Genomic DNA, 20,434 nt, shown 5'->3' with positions numbered 1-20,434 from the left:
CAGTCATGCAGAACATACACGCGAGCCAACATGATCCCATCGGCTGGCACGGGACGACGATCCTGTGCGTGCGCCGGGGCGCGCAGGTGGCGATGGCCGGCGACGGCCAGGTCACGCTGGGCGCCACAGTCATAAAGGGCAATGCCCGCAAGGTCCGGCGCATCGGCCCGTCCAATTCCATCCTGGCGGGCTTCGCCGGGGCGACGGCCGATGCCTTCACCCTGCTGGAACGGCTGGAAGCCAAGCTGGAACGCTACCCGAACCAGTTGGAACGCGCCTGCGTCGAACTGGCCAAGGACTGGCGGACCGACCGCTACCTGCGCCGGCTGGAGGCGATGATGGCCGTGGCCGACCAGGAACGCTCGTTCACCCTGACCGGCAACGGCGACGTGCTGGAACCCGAGGACGGGATCATCGCCATCGGCTCGGGCGGCAATTATGCCCTGTCCGCCGCGCGGGCGCTGGCCGATATCGACGGCCTGTCGGCGGCCGAGATCGCGCGCCGGGCGATGCGCATCGCCGGCGAGATCTGCGTCTATACCAATCATTCCGTGATTCTGGAGACCCTGGGCCCGGATGAGGCTCCGGGAGAGGCTGCCGCGTAATGGACATTCCCAACCATTCCCCCCGTGAGATCGTCTCGGAACTCGATCGCTTCATCATCGGCCAGACCGATGCCAAGCGCGCGGTGGCTATCGCGCTGCGCAACCGCTGGCGCCGGGCGCAACTGGCCGACGGGCTGCGCGACGAGGTGGTGCCGAAGAACATCCTGATGATCGGCCCGACCGGCTGCGGCAAGACCGAGATCGCCCGCCGCCTGGCCCGTCTGGCGCAGGCGCCGTTCCTGAAGGTCGAGGCCACCAAGTTCACCGAGGTCGGCTATGTCGGCCGCGATGTCGAAAGCATCGTGCGCGACCTGGTCGAGGTGTCGCTGAACATGCTGCGCGACCTGCGCCGCCGCGACGTGCAGGCGCGCGCCGAACTGGCCGCCGAAAACCGGCTGGTGGACGCGCTGGTGGGCGAGGGTGCCTCGGCCGACACCAAGGGCAAGTTCCGCCGCATGCTGCGCAATGGCGAGCTGGAGGAGAAGGAGGTCGAAATCTCGATCGCCGACACCCAGGCACCGGGCAGCATGGGCGACATGGGGAACATGACGTCCGGTACGGTCATCAATTTCTCCGACATGATGAAGGGATTGATGAACCGCGTGCCGCAGCGCCGCCGCATGACCGTCGCCGCCGCGCGCGAGGCCCTGACGCGCGAGGAAGCGGACAAGATGCTGGACAACGACGCCCTGACCGGCGAGGCGGTGGCCCATGCCCAGGATCACGGCATCGTCTTCCTGGACGAGATCGACAAGGTCTGCGCCCGGTCGTCGGAAAGCGGGTTCCGGGGCGGCGACGTCTCGCGCGAGGGCGTGCAGCGCGACCTGCTGCCGCTGATCGAGGGCACGACGGTATCCACCAAATACGGGCCGGTGAAGACGGACCATATCCTGTTCATCGCCTCGGGCGCGTTCCACATCGCCAAGCCGTCGGACCTGCTGCCGGAATTGCAGGGGCGCCTGCCGATCCGTGTCGAGCTGGCGCCGCTGACGCGCGAGGACCTGCGGCGCATCCTGACCGAGCCGGAACATTCGCTGCTGAAGCAATATACCGCGCTGCTGGGGACCGAGGGCGTGACCCTGGAGTTCTCGGACGACGCGGTGGACGCGCTGGCGGAACTGGCCGCCGACATCAACGAGCGGATCGAGAATATCGGCGCGCGGCGCCTGGCGACGGTGCTGGAGCGGCTGCTGGAAGAGGTCTCGTTCACGGCGTCCGACCGTTCGGGCCAGGCGGTGCGCATCACCGCCGCCGACGTGCAGGACAAGGTGGCGCCGCTGGCGCGCAAGGGCGACCTCAGCCGCTTCATTCTTTAAATTACGTGGATCAGATAGCCTTATGACCGAGCCGTTCGTCAGGCCCGAGGACGACACCGCCGCCGAGGCGGTTGCCGCCATCGGCGAGGAACTCGACCTGTTCGATGACTGGATGCAGCGCTACCAGTACATCATCGAACTGGGCCGCAAGCTGCCGCCTTTCCCCCCCGAATGGATGGATGACGCCCATCGCGTACCCGGCTGCCAGAGCCAGGTGTGGCTGGAGGCCAGCAGCCGCGACGGGAAGCTGTTCTTCGCCGGCGCGTCGGACGCCGCCATCGTCTCCGGCCTGGTGGCGCTGCTGCTGCGGGTCTATTCGGGCCGGTCGGCGGAGGAGATCCTGTCGACCGAGCCGGGCTTCCTGCGCGATCTCGGACTGGTGCAGGCGCTGTCCACCAACCGGGGAAACGGGGTGGAGGCGATGGCGCGCGCCATCCGGCAGGCGGCGTCCCAGATATCAGGAAGCGGTGCGTAGCGCCGCCCCGGCCGTGCGGTCCATGCGCAGGTAGCGCGGGATCGACAGGGCCAGCGGGATGGCGACGATCAGGAACGCCCAGTGGAAATCGGCCGGGACGAAGGCGTCGGTGGCCGGGTGTTCGCCCCGCAGGGTGGCGACGGCGCGCAGCGTCAGCGCCGCGAAGGCCACGCCCAGCCCGATGCAGATCTGCCGGGTGACGCTGAGCAGCGTGCTGGCCGCGCCTTTTTCACGATTGCCGATATCGGCGTAGCCCAGCGTGGCCAGCAGTGTGTACTGCATGGACCGTGTGACCCCGCAGCCCAGCAGCACCAGCAGCAGGATCGCGACCGGCGTCGCCGGGACCATCGCCCCCGCCAGCAGGACGAACAGCACGCCCAGCCCCGCGTTCACCGCCGCCGTGGTGCGGAAGCCGAAGCGGTCCAGGATGCGCGTCGTGAACATCTTCATGCCCAGGTTGCCGAAGGCGAAGGCCAGCATCAGCGACCCGGCGTGAAAGGCCGTCAGCCCGAACCCTACCTGCAACAGCAGCGGCACCAGATAGGGGATGGCGTCGATGGTGAAGCGGCTGAGCGTGCCGGCCAGCACGGTGACGGCGAAGGTCGGATGCCGCATCAGCCGGAAATCCAGCAGCGGATGGTCCTGCCCCGCCGCGTGGCGCAGCGTGGCCGCGCCCAGCAGCAGGCCGGCCACGAACAGCGCCCCCGCCAGGACCAGGCTGGCCTGGGTGTTGCTGGCCAGTTCCGTGCCCAGCAGGATCGCGGTCAGCGACAGGCCGCCCAGCACGAAGCCGCCCCAGTCCATCGGCCGGCGCTCGCCGAACTGCTGGGGCACCACGGCGAAGATGACGCCCAGCACCATCAGCCCCAGCGGCACGTTGATGAAGAAGATCCAGTGCCAGGTGGCGAACGTCACGATCATGCCGCCGACCGTCGGCCCCACCACCGGGGCCACCACCGCCGGCCAGGTGATGGTGGAAATCGCCTGGATCATCCGGCTGGTTTCGGTGTTGCGCACCACGATGAACCGGCCGACCGGCACCATCATCGCCCCGCCCAGGCCCTGCAGCACGCGGGCGGCGACGAACTGGTCCACGCTGCCCGCGAACCCGCACAGGACCGAGGCGGCGGTGAAGACCACGACCGCGCTGGCGAAGACCGTGCGCGACCCGAACCGGTCGGCCGCCCAGCCGCTGATCGGGATGAAGACCGCCAGCGTCAGCATATAGGCGGTCATGCCCAAGCTGATTTCGTTCGGCCCCACATGGAAGGACCGCGCCATGGACGGTAGCGCCGTCGCGATGATCGTGGAGTCCAGATACTCCATGAAGAACGTGGCGGCGACGATATAGGGCAGCAGGGTCATGGCGCGGCCGGTTTCAGGTTGATGCGGTGCCGTTCCTGCTCCGCAGGGCATGCAGCACATCCGCCGGACGGATGGGCAGGTGGCGCATCCGCACCCCGACGGCGTTGAAGATCGCGTTCCCGATGGCCGGGGCCACGACCGTGGTGCCGGGCTCGCCCAGGCCCGTCGGCTTTTCGGTGCTGGGCAGGAATTCGATATCCATCTCCGGCACGTCGGCGATGCGCAGGGGGGTATAGGTGTCCAGGTTGCGGTCGCGGGGCAGGCCGTTGACGATTTCCGATCCCTCGAACAGCGCCATGCTCAGCCCCCACAGGGCCGCGCCCTCGGTCTGCGCCCGCGCGCCGTCGGGATCGACGATGGTGCCGGCATCGACGACGATGGTCAGCTTCTGGCAGCGCACGATCCCCGTCGCGCGGTCCACATGGACCTGCGCGCAGCAGGCGATCCAGGTCGGCATGCCGCGTTCCTGGCCGAATGTCGTGGCGATGCCCAGGCCGGTATCGGCGGGCAGGGCACGCCCCCAGCCGGCCTTTTCGGCCACGCGGCGGACCACGGCGGCCTGGCGTAGCGCGCCGCCGGTGGAATCCGGCGCCTGGCCCTTGTTGCGGCCGGCACCCGTCAGATGGTCCAGCCGGAACTGGACGGCGTCACGGCCCTGGGCGTGCGCGATTTCGTCCCAGCCGGACTCCAGTCCCCAGCTGGTCCAGCCCGGGCTGACCGATCGCAGCCAGCCGGGGCGGAAGGTCCGGTTGGCCAGGTCGTTGGACAGGGCGCGGACGCGGAAGGCGCCGACCTCGTACCAATGGTCGCCGCCGGCGATGGCGAACGGGTCGTACTTCTTGCCGTCCACGCCCTTGGACATGAAGGCGGCGGCCATGACCTGCGTCGGCCAGCCGGCCGAGGCGTGGTACTCCATCGCCGTGATGGCGTGCTTGCCGTCGAAGGCCACCCGCACGCGCTGGATGGAGGGCGAGCGGAAGGAATCGAACTGCATGTCGTCCGACCGGGTCAGGATCAGCTTGACCGGCTTGCCGCCCAGCGCCTTCGACGCCAGGGCGGCCGGGATCATGTAGTCGCCGTTCAGGCGGCGGCCGAACCCGCCGCCCAGCAGGTAGCTGCGCAGGACGATCTTGTCCTCCGGTCGCTCCAGGGCCTTGGCCAGGGTCGGCAGGATCAGCGACTGCCACTGGTTGCCGGCATGGATCTCGAAGATGCCGTCCTTTTCGAACGCCAGGGCGTTGGTGGGTTCCAGCTGGTAATGCAGCACCGAGGCGCAGGTGTAGTCCTGCGCGAAGGTCGTGGCGGCGGCGGCGAAGGCGGCATCGACGCCGGGATCGTCGAACACCATCACGCCGCCATCCTTGCGGTCGATCTGCGCGCGCCCGTGATCGATGACGTCCTGTTCCGAGACATGGACGGCATCGCCCGGTGCCCAGTCGACCTTCAGCAGGTCGGCGGCACGGATCGCGGCGGTATAGGTGCTGGCGACGGCGACGACCCAGCCCTGCACGACGCCGGACGGGTCGTCGAGTTCGATGTAGCGCTGATAGCCCTTGACCGTCCGCGCGGCGCTGTCATCGACCGAACGGACGCGGGAACCGTAACGGGTGGGCGGCATTTTCGGCCGGGCATAGACCATCCCCTCGACCCGCGCGTCGATGCCGTAGATCGCCGTGCCGTTGGTCTTGGGCGGAATGTCCAGCGCCTTCAGCGTGTCGTTGCCGACCAGGCGCCGTTCGGACGCCGGCTTCAGCGGCAGCTTGGCCATTTCGTCGGGCGTGAAGCTGTGCGACGGATGGGCGCGCGCCACGATGTCGCCGTAGCTGATGCTGCGGCTGCCGGCCACGACCATGCCGTCGCGGGTGATGCACTGGCCGGGCGCCACGCCCAGCAGGCCGGCCCCGGCCTCGGTCAGCGCGATGCGGGCCGCGGCGCCCGCCTGGCGGAAGACGTCCCATGTCATCCAGACCGACCAGCTTCCGCCCGTGACCATCAGGCCCCATTTCGGGTCGCTGTCGACATAGTTGATGCGCACGCGGTTCCAGTCCGCGTCCATCTCGTCCGCGATGATCCGCGCCAGGGCGGAACCGATATGCTGGCCCATCTCGGCCCGGATGATGTTGACGGTCACGGTGCCGTCCGGGGCGATGGCGCACCAGATCGTGGGTTCGAACGCGCCGTTGCCGGGAAGGCCGGCAGCGGGGAACTGTTCCGCCGCGCGCGCCGCCGGGAAGCCGAACAGGGCGCCCGCGCCGCCCGCCGCGATCATCAGGAAGCCCCGGCGCGACATCTGCCCCGTCGCGCCGCCGCGCTTGTCCATCTGGCTCAGCCTACCCATTGGACGGTTCCTCCCGCATGGCCAGGGCGGCCTTCTTGATGGCGTCGCGAATGCGGATATAGGTCATGCAGCGGCAGAGCGAGCCGCCCATGACCGCGTCGATGTCCTCGTCCGTCGGGTTCGGGTAGTCGCGCAGCAGGCTCGCGGCCTGCATGATCTGTCCCGACTGGCAGTAGCCGCATTGCGGGACCTGCAGGTCCTTCCATGCCTCCTGCAGCGGATGGGCGCCCGCCGGGTCCAGCCCTTCGATGGTCGTGATGTCCGCCCCCTGCACGGCGACGATCGGCGTGATGCAGGACCGGGTGGCGCGGCCGCCTACATGGACGGTGCAGGCACCGCACATGCCGATGCCGCAGCCGAACTTGGTGCCGGTCAGTCCGATTTCATCGCGGATGACCCACAGCAGCGGGGTGTCATCCGGCACGTCGACGGACACGTCATGGCCGTTGAGGCGAAAAGTCGTCATGTCGGGGCTCCGTCTGTCATCTCAATGAGAGGCCGCGACCGGTGGCGCGGGCAATGTCGAGCGTACGGCGGCAGCCTTCTTCTCCAGGTCGGTCCAGGGGGGCAGCGTGGTGCGCGTGCGCCGCAGATAGGCGGCCAGCCGCGCCAGGTCGGCGTCGGTCAGGGAATGGTAGAAGCTGGGCATGGTGATCCCGGCCTGTCCTTCCGCGGTGCCGATGCCGCGCAGGACGACCTGGTACAGGTTGGTCGGTTCCGACAGCCACAGCGCGTTGTTCAGCGCCAGGTCCGGGCGTCCCGGCACCGGCTGCGCGCCGGTATTGGCATGGCAGGCGGCGCAGGCGCCGGCATACAGCCTGGCGTCCGGATCGGTCTGCGGCCCGGTCAGGTCGCGGGTCGAACTGGCCATCGCGGCGGTCAGGCGCGCGCTATCGCCGCCCTGCCGGCTGGCAGCGTGGTCCAGGTCGGCCAGATAGACCGCGATGGCCCGCACGTCGGATTCCGGCATCTCGCTCAGCCCGCCATGCACGACGGGGGACATCGGTCCGGCCGCGCTGCCGTGCAGCGGGGCGACGCCGTAGCGCAGGTAGCTGAAGAACTCGTTCTCGGTCCACGTGACCGGGGTGGGGTTGGTCGCGTTCAGCGGCGGGGCGATCCAGTTATCGACCGGCGCGCCGTCATAGGCGGCGTCCGACTTCTCGGCCCCCAGCATGTTGCGCGGCGTGTGGCACGCGCCGCAGTGGCTCAGCCCCTCGGCCAGGTAGGCGCCGCGATTCCATTGCGCGTCATGTGCCGGATCAGGCCGGTAGACGCCCGGATGCAGGAACAGCAGTTTCCACCCGCCCTGGAACAGGCGGATGTTGGCGGGGAAGGGAACCGTGTTCTCGCGCTTTTGCGCATGGACCGGCGGCCGCGTCATCAGGAACGCGTACACGTCGGCGATGTCGCCGTCGGTCATGTGCGTGAAATGGTCGAACGGGAAGGCGGGGAACAGGTTCGCGCCGTCGCGCGATACGCCGTGGCGCATGGCGCGGGTGAAGGCCGCCAGCGACCAGCGTCCGATACCGGTTTCGGGGTCGGGGGTGATGTTGCTGGAATGGATGGTGCCGAACGGCGTGGCCATGGCGTAGTCGCCGGCCAGGGGCGCGCCCTGCTGGCCGTCGCGGCGGGTATGGCATTCCGCGCAGTAACCCCCGGCCGCCAGCACGCGGCCCCGTTCGATGCTGGCGGTGTCGAAACTGCCGGCCGTGGGGGGAGCGACTGGGGCGATGGCGGGATGCCAGGCAATGGCCAGGAAACCCGCGCCCGCGACGACCCCGATACCGGTAAGTGCCGCGACGATGCGTCCGATCACGATTGTCCTGCGGACGGGAAAAGCATGCCGTCACCCCTCTGTCGTTGTGCTGTCAGGCAGGTCCGCCCTGTTTCATGTACCGGACCGAAGGGGGGAAAGCATCACCCGTCCGGGATGAATGTCTTCACATATCCGATAGATAGGCCCGCCCGCAATCCGGGGGATCGCGGGCGGGGTATGCGTCAGTGGGCTTCGGGCAGGGCGTAGGCCACCACGTAATCGCCCAGCTTGGTGCCGAACGACCCGTGACCGCCATCGGCCGTCACGATGAACTGGCGGCCACCCACGGCGTAGGTCATCGGCGTGGACTGGCCACCCGCCGGCAGGCGGTCCTGCCAGAGCTGGCGGCCCGTGGTGACGTCATACGCGCGGATATAGAAATCCGCCGTCGAGGTCAGGAAGGCCACGCCACCCGCCGTCGTCAGCGGTCCGCCCAGGCTGGGCACGCCCAGCTTGAAGGGGATCGGCAGCGGCGCGCTGTCGCGGATCGTGCCGTTGCGGTGCATCCACACGATGGTGTTGGTCTTCAGGTCGATCCCGGCCATGAAGCCCCAGGCCGGCTTCTTGCACGGCAGGCCCAGCGGCGACAGGAACGGGCTGAGCGTCACGCCGTACGGCACGCCGAACATCGGCTGCACCCCCGTTTCCGAGCCCGAGGGCTGCGAGGCGTCGGGCGACGCCGGGTTGTTCGGGCCGCGCGGGATCAGGCGCGAGACGAACGGGATCGCGATCGGGTTGGCGATGGCGATCTGGCGCACCGGATCGACGGCCAGCCCGCCCCATTCGAACATGCCCAGGTTGCCCGGGAACACCAGCGTGCCCTGCAGCGACGGCGGGGTGAACGGCCCGTCATAGCGAAGCTGGTGGAACATGATCCGGCACATCAGCTGGTCGAACATGGTGCCGCCCCACATGTCCGCGCCCGTCAGGTTGTTCTTGGGGCGGAAGGTCAGCTCCGAGAAGGGCTGCGTGGGCGAAAGGTGGTCGCCCGGGGCCGGGCCCTGGGGCACCCGCGTTTCGGGCGCCGGCACGATCGGGGTGCCGGTGCGGCGGTCCAGGACGAAGATGTTGCCGGTCTTGGCCGGGGCGTACAGCGCGGGGACGATGTCGCCGCCGGCGGTGCGGACGTCCACCAGGCTGGGCTGGGCCGGGATGTCCATGTCCCAAAGGTCATGGTGCACGGTCTGGTACGACCAGGCCAGCTTGCCGGTATCGGCGTTCAGCGCCAGGATCGAGCTGGCATAGCGTTCGGCGTCCGCCCCGCGATTGCCGCCCCAGATGTCCGGCGTCTGCACGCCCATCGGGATGAAGATCAGGTTCAGCTTGGGGTCGTAGGACGACACGATCCACGAATTGGGCGAATTGCCGACGAAATGGTGGGTGTCGGACGGCATTTCGTTCGGGTCCGGATTGCCCGCGTCGAACACCCAGACCAGCCGGCCGGTATAGACGTCGAAGCCGCGCGTGACGCCCGAGGGTTCGTGCGTCGAGTAATTGTCCATCACCGCGCCGGAGACGATCACCATCTTGTCGGTGACGACCGGCGGCGAGGTCGCTTCGAAGAAGCCGGCCGTCTTGACGACTTCGCCGGCCTTCAGGTCCACCATGCCGTCATCGCCGAAATTGTGGCAGCGTTCGCCGGTTTCGGCGTCCAGGGCGAACAGGCGCCCGTCATTGGTGGGCAGGAAGATGCGGTGTCCGCAATCGACCGGCGCCTGCGCCCCGTCGATCGTCTCGGCCCCCTGCGCGGTCTCGTGGTACGACACGCCGCGGCAGGTCATGTGCTGGAAGGTGGAATTATAGGTCAGCTTGGGGTCGAACTTCCACTTCAGCTTGCCCGTGGCGGCGTCCAGCGCGAACAGGATCTGGTGCGGCGAGCACAGATACACGGTGTCGCGGATCTTGATCGGCGTCGTTTCGTCCGTGAACTCGCCCGGATCGTGCGGGCCCTTCACATCGCCGGTGCGGAAGGTCCAGGCCACCTTCAGGTTATGCACGTTGTCCGGCGTGATCTGCTTCAGCGGGCTGAACCGGTCGCCGAAGCCGGTGCGGCCGTAGGCCTGCCAGTCCTCGTCCGGGATTTCGCCGGCATCGCCCGGGGTGGGGGCGTTCTGCGCGACCTGGGGCAGGCTGCCCGCGATATCCTGCGGGTCCTGCGTCAGGGCGGCGACGACCACGACCACGGCCGCGCCCACGGCCAGGCCCAGCGGCACCTGGGCGGCCCGGCTGGGCGGCGCCAGGTCGCGCGTGCCCAGGTTGCGGGTGCCCAGGTTGCGGGTAATGGGCGGCAGCATCAGCCAGATGCCCAGCGGAACCAGGATGTCGCCGCGCGGTGCCAGCGCCCAGAAATCGAGCCCGACCTCACCCACGGCCCAGACCATGGTGCCGATCAGCAGGGCCGCGTAGACCCATAGGGCCTCCTGCCGGCGGCGCAGCAGCAGTACTGCCGTCACCAGCAGTAGAGCGCCGGCAATGAGGTAGTAGAGCGATCCGCCCAGAGCGGTCAGCCAGATGCCCCCCGCCAGCAAATACAGCCCGACCAAGGCATAGACTACAGCGGTGATCGCGAGCACGGGCCGCAACCCTTGTTTAATATTCATAGACGTCCTGAATAAATGTTGGGGGCAAATGCAAACTCGTTGACAAGACCATTCCGCCTTGGCGGGTCAAGCTGATGAGCCAAGGCGGCGACGCACCCGGCCCGCCGGCCGGACCGGCGGCCGGCAAGGACGCGTTTTGCATCCTTGCCGGTCATGGCTGCCGGAACGCGGAACGGACCCTTTGGCGGGCAGAACGATTTTCTCGACCTGAACTCGTATTCACATTTTGGTGATATTGGGATCGGCCCCCGCTCGATCCCCGGTCAGGCGGCCTTGTCCGCCTCCGTCACAAGTGTGTGTAGGGTCGCGCGGGTGCCCCCGGCGCGGATCGCGGCGCGCGTGCGGACGAACAGGGCGACGAAATCGGGGTGGTCGCGCAACCCCCATCCGGCAAAGACCGACATGTCCAGCGCCCGTGCCGAATCGGCGTCGCCGGCCAGGGGCAGGTCGTCGGGGCCCAGATGCGGTTCGGTGACGGAATAGGCGGCGCCGTTGTCGTCGCGGCCGCGCAGGTATTCGGCAAAGCAGGCCAGCAGGAAGGCGATGCGCGCGGCGTCACCGCCCCGGGCCAGCGTGCCCTCGGCGGTGTCGCGGACGAAGACCGGCAGTTTCGACGCACTGTCCGACGCGATGCGCAGCAACTGGTCGCTGATCGCCTGGTTGCGGAACCGGCGCAGCAGCAGCGCGCCGTACTCGTGCAGTTCCATCCCCGGCGGGGCCTGCAGCAGCGGTTCGGCGTCGAGGCCCAGATAGCGTTCCAGCAGTTCGATGACATCGGGGTTGTGCATGATGTCGCTGACGATGCGGTATCCCATCAGCACGCCCGGCAGCCCCAGCATGGAATGCGAGGCATTGAGCATGCGCAGCTTGACCCGCTCGTAGGGGGCGACGTCGCCGGTGAACAGCACGCCCACCTGTTCCAGCGGCGGGCGGCCGGCGCAGAACGTGTCCTCGACCACCCACTGGATGAAATCCTCGCAGAAGACCGGGGCGCGGTCCGCGATGCCGCTGGCGGCGTCCAGGCGCGCGATGTCGGGGTCGCGCACCGCGGGGGTGATACGGTCCACCATCGTGCAGGGAAAGGTGACGTGGGCCTCGACCCAGGCGGCCAGGTCCGCGTCGCGGGCGCGGGCCCAGGACAGGAAGGCGGTGCGCGCCACATGGCCGTTATGTGGCAGGTTGTCGCAGGACAGGATGGTGAACGGGCCGGCGCCGGAATCGCGGCGCAGGCGCAGCGCCTCGGTCGCCAGGCCGAAGACGGTGTGCGGCACGTCGCGGGCCAGGTCCTCGGCGATCGTGGGGTGGTCGATCTGGAACTGCCCGGATTCGTCCACGTAATATCCGCCTTCGGTCACGGTCAGGCTGACGATGCGGATGGCCGGGTCGGCCAGGCGGCGGATGGCGGCCGCCCGGTCGTCGGGGGCGTGCAGGTATTCGACGATCGAGCCGATGACGCGGACGGTATCCGGCGCGTCCGCCGGGCATTCGGTCAGGGTGTAAAGGCCGTCCTGCGCCCGCAGGGACTCGGCCTTGGCACGTTCGCGCGCGTCGTCCATCACGCCGACGCCCAGGATGCCCCATCCCGCATTGTCCTGCTGCCCCAGGACGCGGTCGATATAGACGGCCTGGTGCGCGCGGTGGAAATTGCCGACGCTGAGATGGGCGATACCCGGGCGCACCGCGCCCCGGTCGTAGGACGGGACGATGATGGCGGGCGGCAGGTGGCCGAGGGTGGAAGAGTCGAGGGGTTTGGTATCGGGGGCCATGGTGTCGGGGGCCGGCATGGGCGTGATCCTGGATGGGGGGAATATGATTCCTCTATCGCGTTCCGGGCCGGGGGTTCAGGGGTCTTTTCGTCACATATGCGTCGTACGGCCCGGGCGAGGCGGGGAAATCGCGCATCGGGCCGGTGGGGCTTGATTGGCGCGCGCGGCTTGTTTATAGGCAGCCCCCTGTTCGCGCGTCCGGGCCTGGAATGGGCATGCCCGGCCGTGACTGCTGCCTGAGTGCCGTTCGCGGCCGCAGCCTGACAACGAAGGAGATGAAAATGCCCAAGATGAAGACCAAGTCGTCGGTCAAGAAGCGGTTCAAGATCACCGCGACCGGCAAGGTGCTGGCCGGGCCGGGCAACAAGCGCCACGGCCTGATCAACCGCTCGCAGAAGATGAAGCGCACGAACCGCGGTTCGCAGACCCTGACCGAAATGGACGGTCGGACTGTGAAGCAGTGGGCCCCCTACGGGCTGGCATAAGGAGCACCTGAGACATGGCACGTGTTAAGCGGGGTGTGACCACCCACGCCCGTCACAAGAAGGTTCTCGAGCAGTCCAAGGGCTTCCGCGGCCGCTCCTCGACCAATTATCGCATTGCGCTGGAGCGCCTGGAAAAGGCCCTGCGCTATGCCTATCGCGACCGTCGCAACAAGAAGCGCGATTTCCGCGCGCTGTGGATCCAGCGTATCAACGCCGCGGTCCGCGAGCACGGGCTGACCTACAGCAAGTTCATCTTCGGCCTGGACAAGGCCGGGATCGAAATCGACCGCAAGGTGCTGGCCGCCATCGCGTTCGACGATGCCGCGACCTTCGCCGAGATCGTGAAGAAGGCCCAGGCCGCCCTGGCCGCCTGATCCTTTCCTTCGATCGCATGCCGGAACGGGCCGCCCCCAGGGGCGGCCCGTTTTGCATTTCTGGGGTTTATTCCGAAAGGCGGAGCCTGTATCCGCCAAGTCCATAATGTCCGTTCCCAGCGAGGTGCCATGAGCGACGATCTCGAAACCCTGCGGCAGGAGACGCTGGCCGCGCTGGCCGCCGCCACCGACCGGCGGGAATGGGACGCGGTGCGTGTCGGCACGCTGGGCAAGTCCGGGCGGCTGACCGCGCTGCTGAAGGAACTGGGCCGGATGACGCCCGAGGCGCGCAAGCTGCGCGGCGCCGCGGTCAACCGGCTGCGCGACGACCTGACGCGCGAGATCGAGGCCCGCGGGGCGGAGATCGAAAGCGCGATCCTGAATGCGCGCCTGGCGGCCGAACGGGTGGACGTCACCCTGCCGGTCCGCCCCGAATCTTCGGGCGCGATCCATCCGATCAGCCGGACGATGGAGGAAATGGCCGCCATTTTCGGCGCCATGGGCTTCAAGGTGGCCGAAGGGCCGGATATCGAGACCGACTGGCACAATTTCTCGGCCCTGAATACGCCCGACCACCATCCGGCCCGCACCGACCAGGACACGTTCTACCTGCCCGCCCGGGAAGGGACGTCGCAGGAGCGCGTGCTGCGTACCCAGACCTCGGGCGTGCAGATCCGCACCATGCTGGGCGAGGAGCCGCCGATCCGCATCATCGCGCCCGGCCGGACCTATCGCGCCGACCATGACGCCACCCATTCGCCGATGTTCCACCAGTGCGAGGGGCTGGTCATCGACCGGGGCATCACGCTGGCGCACCTGAAAGGGTGCCTGACCGACTTCCTGCGCGCCTATTTCGGCAATCCCGACCTGCCGGTGCGCTTCCGGGCGTCGTATTTCCCCTTCACCGAGCCGTCGATGGAGGTCGATATCGGCTGGTCGCGCAAGAGCGGCGAGATCGGCGGCGGCGACGACTGGCTGGAGGTCCTGGGCTCGGGCATGGTGCATCCGCGCGTGCTGGCCAATTGCGGCCTGGACCCGCGCGAATGGCAGGGCTTCGCCTTCGGGATGGGGATCGAGCGCCTGACGATGCTGCGCCACGGGATACCCGACCTGCGTTCGTTCTACGAAAGCGATGTGCGCTGGCTGCGCCATTACGGCGCCAGCCCGCTGTCGCCGGCCCTGCTGCATGAAGGTCTGTGATCGATGAAGTTCACCCTGTCCTGGCTGCGCGACCATCTGGACACCACCGCCACGACCGACGAGATCTGCGCCAAGCTGAACACGATCGGGCTGGAGGTCGAGGGCGTCGAGGACCCGGGGGCGGCGCTGGCGCCCTTCCGCACCGCCCGCATCGTCGAGGCGGTGCAGCACCCCAATGCCGACCGCCTGCGCGTCTGCCGCGTCGATGCGGGGCCGGGGTTCGACCCGGTGCAGGTGGTCTGCGGCGCGCCCAATGCCCGCACCGGCCTGTCGGTCATCTTCGCCCCGCCGGGCACGTACATCCCCGGCCTGGACATCACCATCAAGGCCGGCGCGATCCGGGGCGAGACCAGCGGCGGCATGCTGTGTTCGCTGCGCGAACTGGGGCTGGGCGAGGCGCATGACGGCATCGCCGAACTGCCCGACGGCACCGCGCCCGGCCAGTCCTATGCCGATTTCGCCGGACTGGACGACCCGGTGATCGAAATCGCCGTGACCCCGAACCGGGGCGACGCGCTGGCGGTGCGCGGGATCGCCCGCGACCTGGCGGCGGCCGGCATCGGGCATCTGCGTCCCTGGCTGGCCGAGACGGTCGAGGGCACGTTCGACTCCCCCCTGGCGTGGGCCAACGACTTTCCCGAGGCCTGTCCCTGGGTTCTGGGGCGCGCCATTCGCGGCGTGCGCAACGGCCCCAGCCCCGAATGGCTGCAGAACCGGCTGCGGGCGATCGGCCTGCGTCCGATCTCGGCCCTGGTGGACATCACCAATTTCTTCGCCTTCGACCTGGGCCGTCCGCTGCATGTGTTCGACGTGGATCGCGTGACCGGCGACCGGCTGACGATCTGCCGTGGCGCGGGCGAGACCTTCCGCGCGCTGGACGGACGCGACGTCGTGGTGTCGCCCGAGGATTGCGTGATCGCCGATGCCGCCGGGGTGCAGTCCCTGGCCGGCATCATGGGCGGCGAGGGGACCGGCGTGACCGAGGCGACGACCACTGTCTTCGTCGAATGCGCGCTGTTCGACCCGGTGCGCATCGCGCTCAGCGGCCGCCGGCTGGGCCTGCATTCCGACGCGCGCCACCGGTTCGAGCGCGGGGTGGACCAGGCGCTGCCGGTCGCGGCGCTGGAAGCCGCCACGCGCATGATCGTCGATCTGTGCGGCGGCGAGGCGAGCGAGGTCGTCTCGGCCGGTGCGCCGCCGGCCTGGCAGCGCGAGGCCCGGCTGCGCTTCGCCCGCATCGCCGGGCTGGGGGGCGTGGACGTGTCTCCCGATGCGGTGGTGGCGTCGCTGGAGGCCCTGGGCTTCGCGGTGCGGATGCGGGATGAAGACGGCGTGGTGGTGGATGTGCCGTCCTGGCGCAACGACGTCGCCATGCCCATGGTCCTGGACCAGGGACCGGACCTGTCGCCCGAACGGGCGCGGATCGCGGCCGAGGGCGCCATCGCCGTCGATTCCGAATGCGACCTGATCGAGGAGATCCTGCGTCTGCGCGGGCTGGATTCGATCCCGCCCGTGTCGCTGCCGGCGCTTTCCGCGGTGCCGCTGCCGGCGCTGGTCCCGCGCCAGGTGCGCGCGGCCACCGCGCGGCGGGTGCTGGCCGCGCGCGGCATGCTGGAAACCGTGGGCTATTCCTTCGCCGCCCACGGGGCCAGCGCGCAGTTCGGCGCGGTGCCGGAAAGCCTGCGCCTGCTGAACCCGATCGCCGCAGACCTGGACCAGATGCGCCCCACGCCGATGGTCAACCTGCTGTCCGCCGTCGAGCGGAACAGCGCGCGCGGCTATCCCGACCTGGGCCTGTTCGAGGTGGGGCCAGGCTTTTCCGCCGACGGGCAGACGCTGATCGCCGCCGGCCTGCGCAGCGGCCATGCCCCGCGCGTGCCGGGCGGCGGCGCCGATCCGGTCAGCCTGTGGGACGTCAAGGCCGATGCCATGGCGGTGCTGGCGGCCCTGGGGGCGCCGGTCGAGGGCGTGAGTGTGACGGCCGACGCGCCGGGCCATTATCACCCGGGCCGGTCGGGCGTCATCCGGCAGGGGCCGCGCATCGTCCTGGGCTGGTTCGGCCAGTTGCATCCCGCACTGCTGGCCGGGCGCGGCCTGGACCAGCCGGTGGTCGGGTTCGAACTGTTCCTGGATGCGATCGCCGAGCCCAAGCGCCGGCGCCGGTCGCCGCCCGAGCTGTCGCCGTTCCAGCCGGTGCATCGCGACTTCGCCTTCCTCGTCGCGCGGGACGTGGCGGCCGAATCCGTGCTGCGCGCGGCGCGCGGGGCGGAGCGGACGCTGATTTCCGCCGTGCGCCTGTTCGACGTGTACGAGGGCGACAAGGTGCCCGAGGGCCATAAATCCCTGGGCGTCGAGGTGACGCTGCAACCCGTCGCGCGCAGCCTGACCGATGCCGAGATCGATGCGGTGTCGGACAAGGTCGTGGCCGCCGTGACGCGGGCCTGCGGCGCCACGCTGCGGGGATGAACGCTGCGGCCGGGCGGACGGTCTGGCTTCTGGCGGGCGAGGCCAGCGGCGATGTGCTGGGCGCGCGCCTGATGGCGGCGCTGCGCCGCCGCGATCCGACCCTGCGCTTCGCCGGTGTCGGCGGCGCGCGGATGGAGGAAGCCGGCCTGCGCAGCCTGTTCCCGCTGCGCGACCTGGCGGTGATGGGCCTGGTCGAGGTGCTGCCGCGCATCCGGCATCTGTCCCGCCGGCTGGACCAGGCGGTGGAGCATATTCGCCAGACCCGGCCCGACCTGGTGGTGACGATCGACAGTCCCGGCTTCACGCTGCGGCTGCTGCGCCGGATCGAGGGCGAGGGGATTCCCCGGGTTCATTATGTCGCGCCGCAGGTCTGGGCGTGGCGCGAGCATCGGGTGCGCGAATTTCCCGGCCTGTGGGACCGCCTGCTGTGCCTGCTGCCGTTCGAACCCGCCTTCTTCGGCCGTCACGGGCTGGAGGCCCGGTTCGTCGGCCATCCGGTCCTGCAATCCGGGGCGGGGCGGGGCGACGGCGCGGCGTTTCGCGCCCGGCATGGCATTGCGCCCGGCACGCCGATCCTGATCCTGATGCCCGGCAGCCGCCGGTCCGAGGCCCCGCGCCTGCTGCCGGTGCTGGGGCGGACGCTGCGCATCCTGGCCGCGACCTGCCCCGGAATCGTGCCGGTGGTGCCGGTCTCGGCCGTGGTGGCCGAGACCGTGCGGCGCGGCGTGGCCGACTGGCCCATGAAGCCGATCATCGTGACCGACCTGGACGAGAAGCATGATGCCTTCGCCGCCGCCGGCGCGGCGCTGACCAAGTCGGGCACCTCAACCCTGGAACTGGCGCTGGCCGGCGTGCCGATGGCCGTGACCTATCGCGTCAATCCGCTGACGGCGGCGATGGCGCGGCGGCTGATCCGCGTGCCTTATGTCGCCATGGTTAACCTGCTGGCCGGGCACCGGCTGGTGCCGGAACTGCTGCAGGATCGCTGCCGCCCCGACCTGCTGGCCGCCACCGTGCTGCGCCTGCTGACCGACGAACGCAGCGCCGCCCTGCAACGGGCCGGCTTCCGCGCCGTGGCGGCCGCCCTGGCCGCCCCGCAGGGCGACCCGGACGACGCGGCGGCGGCCGAACTGATGGCGGTGCTGGACGGCGGGAAACGTTAAAGAATGCCGCCTGCGATCGGCAGGTTCACGCCCGTCATGTAGCTGGAATCATCGCCCAGCAGGAATTCCACGACCCCGGGAATTTCCGTGATGTCGCCGTACCGGCGCATCGGGACCGAATTGATCATCTGTTCCGCCACCACCTTCGGGTCGCTGGAAAAATACTGGCTTCCGGCCTTCGCCTGAAGCTCGACCTGCCGGTCCCACATGAAGCCGGGGCCCATGAAGGCCGGGCTGATCGCGTTCACGCGGATATTGTAGGGCGCCAGGTCCTTGGACGCCGTCTGGGTCAGTCCGACGATCGCGAATTTCGACGCGGCATAGCCCGCCATGTTCGGTGGCCCCCCGACGCCGGCCATGCTCGCCGTGTTCACGATCCGCCCGAAATTCCGGCCGACCATGTGCCGGGCCACTGCCTGCAGGACGTGAAACGCCCCGCACACATTGATGGTCATGACCCGGGAGAAATCCTCCGTCGGATACGCGTGGACCGGTGCGAAAGCCCCCTGGTAGCCCGCGTTGTTGAACAGGAAGTCGATCCGGCCGAAATCCGCGACCACCCTGTCCACGATCTCCTGAACCTGTGCGGCGTCCGTCACGTCGCAGGCATAGCCGCGCGCCGTGACGCCGGCGCGCGCAACCTTGGCGACCGCATCGTCCAGTTTGGCGCCGCCAAGGTCCAGCAGCGCAATGGCCGAACCGGACGCGGCCAGGCGTTCCGCCGTCGCCAGACCGATATTCCCCGCCGCGCCGGTCACCAGGGTGACCTTTCCGTCAAACCGCTTCGTATCCGTCATCGTCGCTATTCTTTCTCTTCCCGTATCCGGGCCGCCGCAGCGGGCCGATGACCTGAAAGACGCCTGCGCTTCCGAAGCGTTCCCCTTCGAAGGCGCGCGGAACAGCCCCTAGCCGTGCGGCTGCGCCGATTGCGGGGCCGGAACCGGAGGACCGCCGGCGGAGCGGATGGAGGTGAATTCGGAGTGCAGGAGGGAGATGCCCATCCCGATCGTCATCAGGATAAGCAGGGTGAGGAAGACCAGTTTGCCGACGGGCGGCTTTTCGGAAGCAGGCATGACGGGTGTTGGTCCTAGTTCTTGCCGTAGAGGGCGTCGGCCGACACCAGGGGCGCGCTGATCTCGATCAGGCCCAGGGGGCGCATGGCGTTGTAGAAGCAGCTCCGCCGCCCGGTGTGACAGGCCACCCCGCTCTGTTCGACCAGCAGCAGGACGGCATCGCGGTCGCAATCCAGGCGGGCATCGACCAGGGTCTGCACCTGGCCCGAGGTCTCGCCCTTGCGCCACAGCGCGCCGCGGCTGCGCGAATAATAGCAGACCCGGCCGGTGCGCAGCGTCTCGTCCAGCGCCGCGCGGTTCATCCAGGCCAGCATCAGCACCTCGCCCGTGTCGTGCTGCTGCGCCACGGCGGCGATCAGCCCGGCATCGTCGAAATGGACCTGGTCGAGCAGGCGGGCCCGTGTGGCGTCGTCGGGGGGAAGGTAGGTCATGGTCATCCTTGGGCGGTCGTTCGGCGTGTCGCCGGCCACGCCGGGTCAGCCTTCGGCTTCGGTCTTGAGCGTCAGCCAGGAAGGAATGTGGACCTGGACCGAATGGCCCTCGGCCGTCAGCTCGGCGCTGCGATGGTCCAGTCGCAGCATCGCCAGCCCCCGCCCGTCGCGGGACGAGGCCATGATTCCGGCCTCCTTCTCGCCATGCATCAGCGGGGTGCCGGGCGGCGGCAGGGCCGCGCCGGACACGGGCAGCAGCTTGCGCCTGACCAGGCCGCGATACCGGGTGCGGGCCGTCAGTTCCTGGCCCATATAGCAGCCCTTGGTCCAGGAGATGCCGTTCAGGGCCTCGAAATTCGCTTCCAGAAGCAGGGTCTTGCCTTCCTCGCAGTCGCGCGATCCGTCCGGCAGGCCCAGCGCCAGCCGATGGGCGTCATAGGCCGCGTGGTCGGCCGCGTCGGGGGTGGGGCGGGGCAGGATCAGGCGCCAGCCGGCCTCGGCCAGGCGCGGATCGGGGGCGCCGATGGCCGAATCCAGCATGGGCGGCACCGCGCCCCACGCGGCATGGACGGCAAAGCCGGTCGGGTCGATCGACACGTCGGAGCGCAGGCGGTAGCGCGCCAGGCGCTGGCGCAGCATGTCGGCCTGCGCGGCCTCGCAATCCAGCAGCAGGCGTTCGCCGTCCGCTTCGGCGAACAGGAAGAAATCGGCCTGCCATTTCCCCTGCGGCGTCAGGAACGCGGTCCAGACCGCCTGGCCGGGTGCGACGGCGGCAACGTCGTTCGATACCAGGCCCTGGAGGAAGGACACCCGGTCGGCGCCGGAGATGGCCAGCACGGCACGGTCCGGTAGAAAGGCGAAATGTGTCATGGCGGTATGGATGTTGGTCGCATGCGCCCCCGGCGACAAGGGGAAAGCCACGGGAGAATCCCTCCGGGGACCATATATCGGGCATGCGCCG

General features: G+C 69.2%; 18 protein-coding genes. 8 read left to right on the top strand and 10 right to left on the bottom strand.

Annotated elements, in window-relative coordinates:
- Positions 1-5: 5 nt before the first annotated feature.
- Genes hslV through GDI_RS15565 form a run of 3 tightly spaced genes read left to right on the top strand, consistent with a single transcriptional unit; the run spans position 6 to position 2,396 of the window.
- Complete coding sequence (hslV, locus tag GDI_RS15575; RefSeq protein WP_012554741.1) at positions 6-605, top strand: ATP-dependent protease subunit HslV; 600 nt, start codon at positions 6-8, stop codon at positions 603-605.
- A complete protein-coding gene (gene hslU / locus GDI_RS15570; protein ID WP_012227766.1) occupies positions 605-1,921 on the top strand; it encodes an ATP-dependent protease ATPase subunit HslU in 1,317 nt (438 codons plus the stop codon). The genes hslV and hslU overlap by 1 nt, the downstream gene beginning before the upstream one ends.
- 22 nt (positions 1,922-1,943) lie before the next feature.
- Positions 1,944-2,396 (top strand): SufE family protein, encoded by a 453-nt coding sequence (locus GDI_RS15565; protein ID WP_012227765.1) that lies wholly within the window; start codon positions 1,944-1,946, stop codon positions 2,394-2,396.
- On the opposite strand, the gene GDI_RS15560 is transcribed toward GDI_RS15565, so the two are convergent.
- The 6 genes from GDI_RS15560 to GDI_RS15535 form a co-directional block, all read right to left on the bottom strand.
- A complete protein-coding gene (locus GDI_RS15560) occupies positions 2,379-3,761 on the bottom strand; it encodes an MFS transporter (RefSeq protein WP_012227764.1) in 1,383 nt (460 codons plus the stop codon). The genes GDI_RS15565 and GDI_RS15560 overlap by 18 nt on opposite strands.
- Positions 3,762-3,774: 13 nt before the next feature.
- On the bottom strand, positions 3,775-6,099 hold the full coding sequence (locus tag GDI_RS15555) for a xanthine dehydrogenase family protein molybdopterin-binding subunit (RefSeq protein WP_041249529.1): 2,325 nt from the start codon (positions 6,097-6,099) through the stop codon (positions 3,775-3,777).
- Positions 6,092-6,565, bottom strand: coding sequence for a (2Fe-2S)-binding protein (locus GDI_RS15550; protein ID WP_012227762.1), 474 nt, complete (start codon positions 6,563-6,565; stop codon positions 6,092-6,094). Before GDI_RS15550 ends, GDI_RS15555 begins: the two co-directional genes overlap by 8 nt.
- Positions 6,566-6,586: 21 nt before the next feature.
- A complete protein-coding gene (locus GDI_RS15545) occupies positions 6,587-7,915 on the bottom strand; it encodes a cytochrome c (protein WP_012227761.1) in 1,329 nt (442 codons plus the stop codon).
- Between the two features lie 182 nt (positions 7,916-8,097).
- A complete protein-coding gene (locus tag GDI_RS15540) occupies positions 8,098-10,515 on the bottom strand; it encodes a glucose/quinate/shikimate family membrane-bound PQQ-dependent dehydrogenase (RefSeq protein WP_012227759.1) in 2,418 nt (805 codons plus the stop codon).
- A gap of 263 nt (positions 10,516-10,778) precedes the next feature.
- Positions 10,779-12,299 carry a mannitol dehydrogenase family protein gene (locus GDI_RS15535; RefSeq protein WP_050935070.1) on the bottom strand — a complete coding sequence of 507 codons (1,521 nt, stop codon included), beginning with the start codon at positions 12,297-12,299 and terminating at the stop codon, positions 10,779-10,781.
- A gap of 263 nt (positions 12,300-12,562) precedes the next feature.
- On the opposite strand from GDI_RS15535, the gene rpmI reads away from it, so the two are divergent.
- From rpmI to lpxB, 5 genes are all read left to right on the top strand, one after another.
- Entirely contained in the window at positions 12,563-12,766 is a 204-nt protein-coding gene (gene rpmI, locus GDI_RS15530; protein ID WP_012554749.1) for a 50S ribosomal protein L35, read from the top strand.
- A 14-nt stretch (positions 12,767-12,780) separates the two neighbouring features.
- Complete coding sequence (rplT, locus tag GDI_RS15525; RefSeq protein WP_012227752.1) at positions 12,781-13,140, top strand: 50S ribosomal protein L20; 360 nt, start codon at positions 12,781-12,783, stop codon at positions 13,138-13,140.
- A gap of 129 nt (positions 13,141-13,269) precedes the next feature.
- Positions 13,270-14,340 carry a phenylalanine--tRNA ligase subunit alpha gene (gene pheS / locus GDI_RS15520; RefSeq protein WP_012227750.1) on the top strand — a complete coding sequence of 357 codons (1,071 nt, stop codon included), beginning with the start codon at positions 13,270-13,272 and terminating at the stop codon, positions 14,338-14,340.
- Between the two features lie 3 nt (positions 14,341-14,343).
- A complete protein-coding gene (gene pheT / locus GDI_RS15515) occupies positions 14,344-16,806 on the top strand; it encodes a phenylalanine--tRNA ligase subunit beta (RefSeq protein WP_012227748.1) in 2,463 nt (820 codons plus the stop codon).
- A complete protein-coding gene (gene lpxB / locus GDI_RS15510; protein ID WP_012227746.1) occupies positions 16,803-17,969 on the top strand; it encodes a lipid-A-disaccharide synthase in 1,167 nt (388 codons plus the stop codon). The genes pheT and lpxB overlap by 4 nt, the downstream gene beginning before the upstream one ends.
- On the opposite strand, the gene GDI_RS15505 is transcribed toward lpxB, so the two are convergent.
- The 4 genes from GDI_RS15505 to ygfZ form a co-directional block, all read right to left on the bottom strand.
- Positions 17,966-18,766, bottom strand: coding sequence for an SDR family NAD(P)-dependent oxidoreductase (locus GDI_RS15505; RefSeq protein WP_012227744.1), 801 nt, complete (start codon positions 18,764-18,766; stop codon positions 17,966-17,968). The genes lpxB and GDI_RS15505 overlap by 4 nt on opposite strands.
- A gap of 108 nt (positions 18,767-18,874) precedes the next feature.
- Positions 18,875-19,042: a hypothetical protein gene (locus GDI_RS20080; protein WP_012227743.1), complete on the bottom strand. Its 168-nt coding sequence runs from the start codon at positions 19,040-19,042 to the stop codon at positions 18,875-18,877.
- Positions 19,043-19,056: 14 nt separating this feature from the next.
- Entirely contained in the window at positions 19,057-19,473 is a 417-nt protein-coding gene (gene hisI, locus GDI_RS15500) for a phosphoribosyl-AMP cyclohydrolase (protein ID WP_012554752.1), read from the bottom strand.
- 45 nt (positions 19,474-19,518) lie between these two features.
- Entirely contained in the window at positions 19,519-20,343 is an 825-nt protein-coding gene (gene ygfZ, locus GDI_RS15495; RefSeq protein ID WP_049763043.1) for a CAF17-like 4Fe-4S cluster assembly/insertion protein YgfZ, read from the bottom strand.
- Positions 20,344-20,434 lie beyond the last annotated feature (91 nt).

It is taken from the genome of Gluconacetobacter diazotrophicus PA1 5, assembly GCF_000067045.1.
Lineage (GTDB): Bacteria > Pseudomonadota > Alphaproteobacteria > Acetobacterales > Acetobacteraceae > Gluconacetobacter > Gluconacetobacter diazotrophicus.
This window is presented reverse-complemented; position numbering and strand designations above follow the sequence as displayed.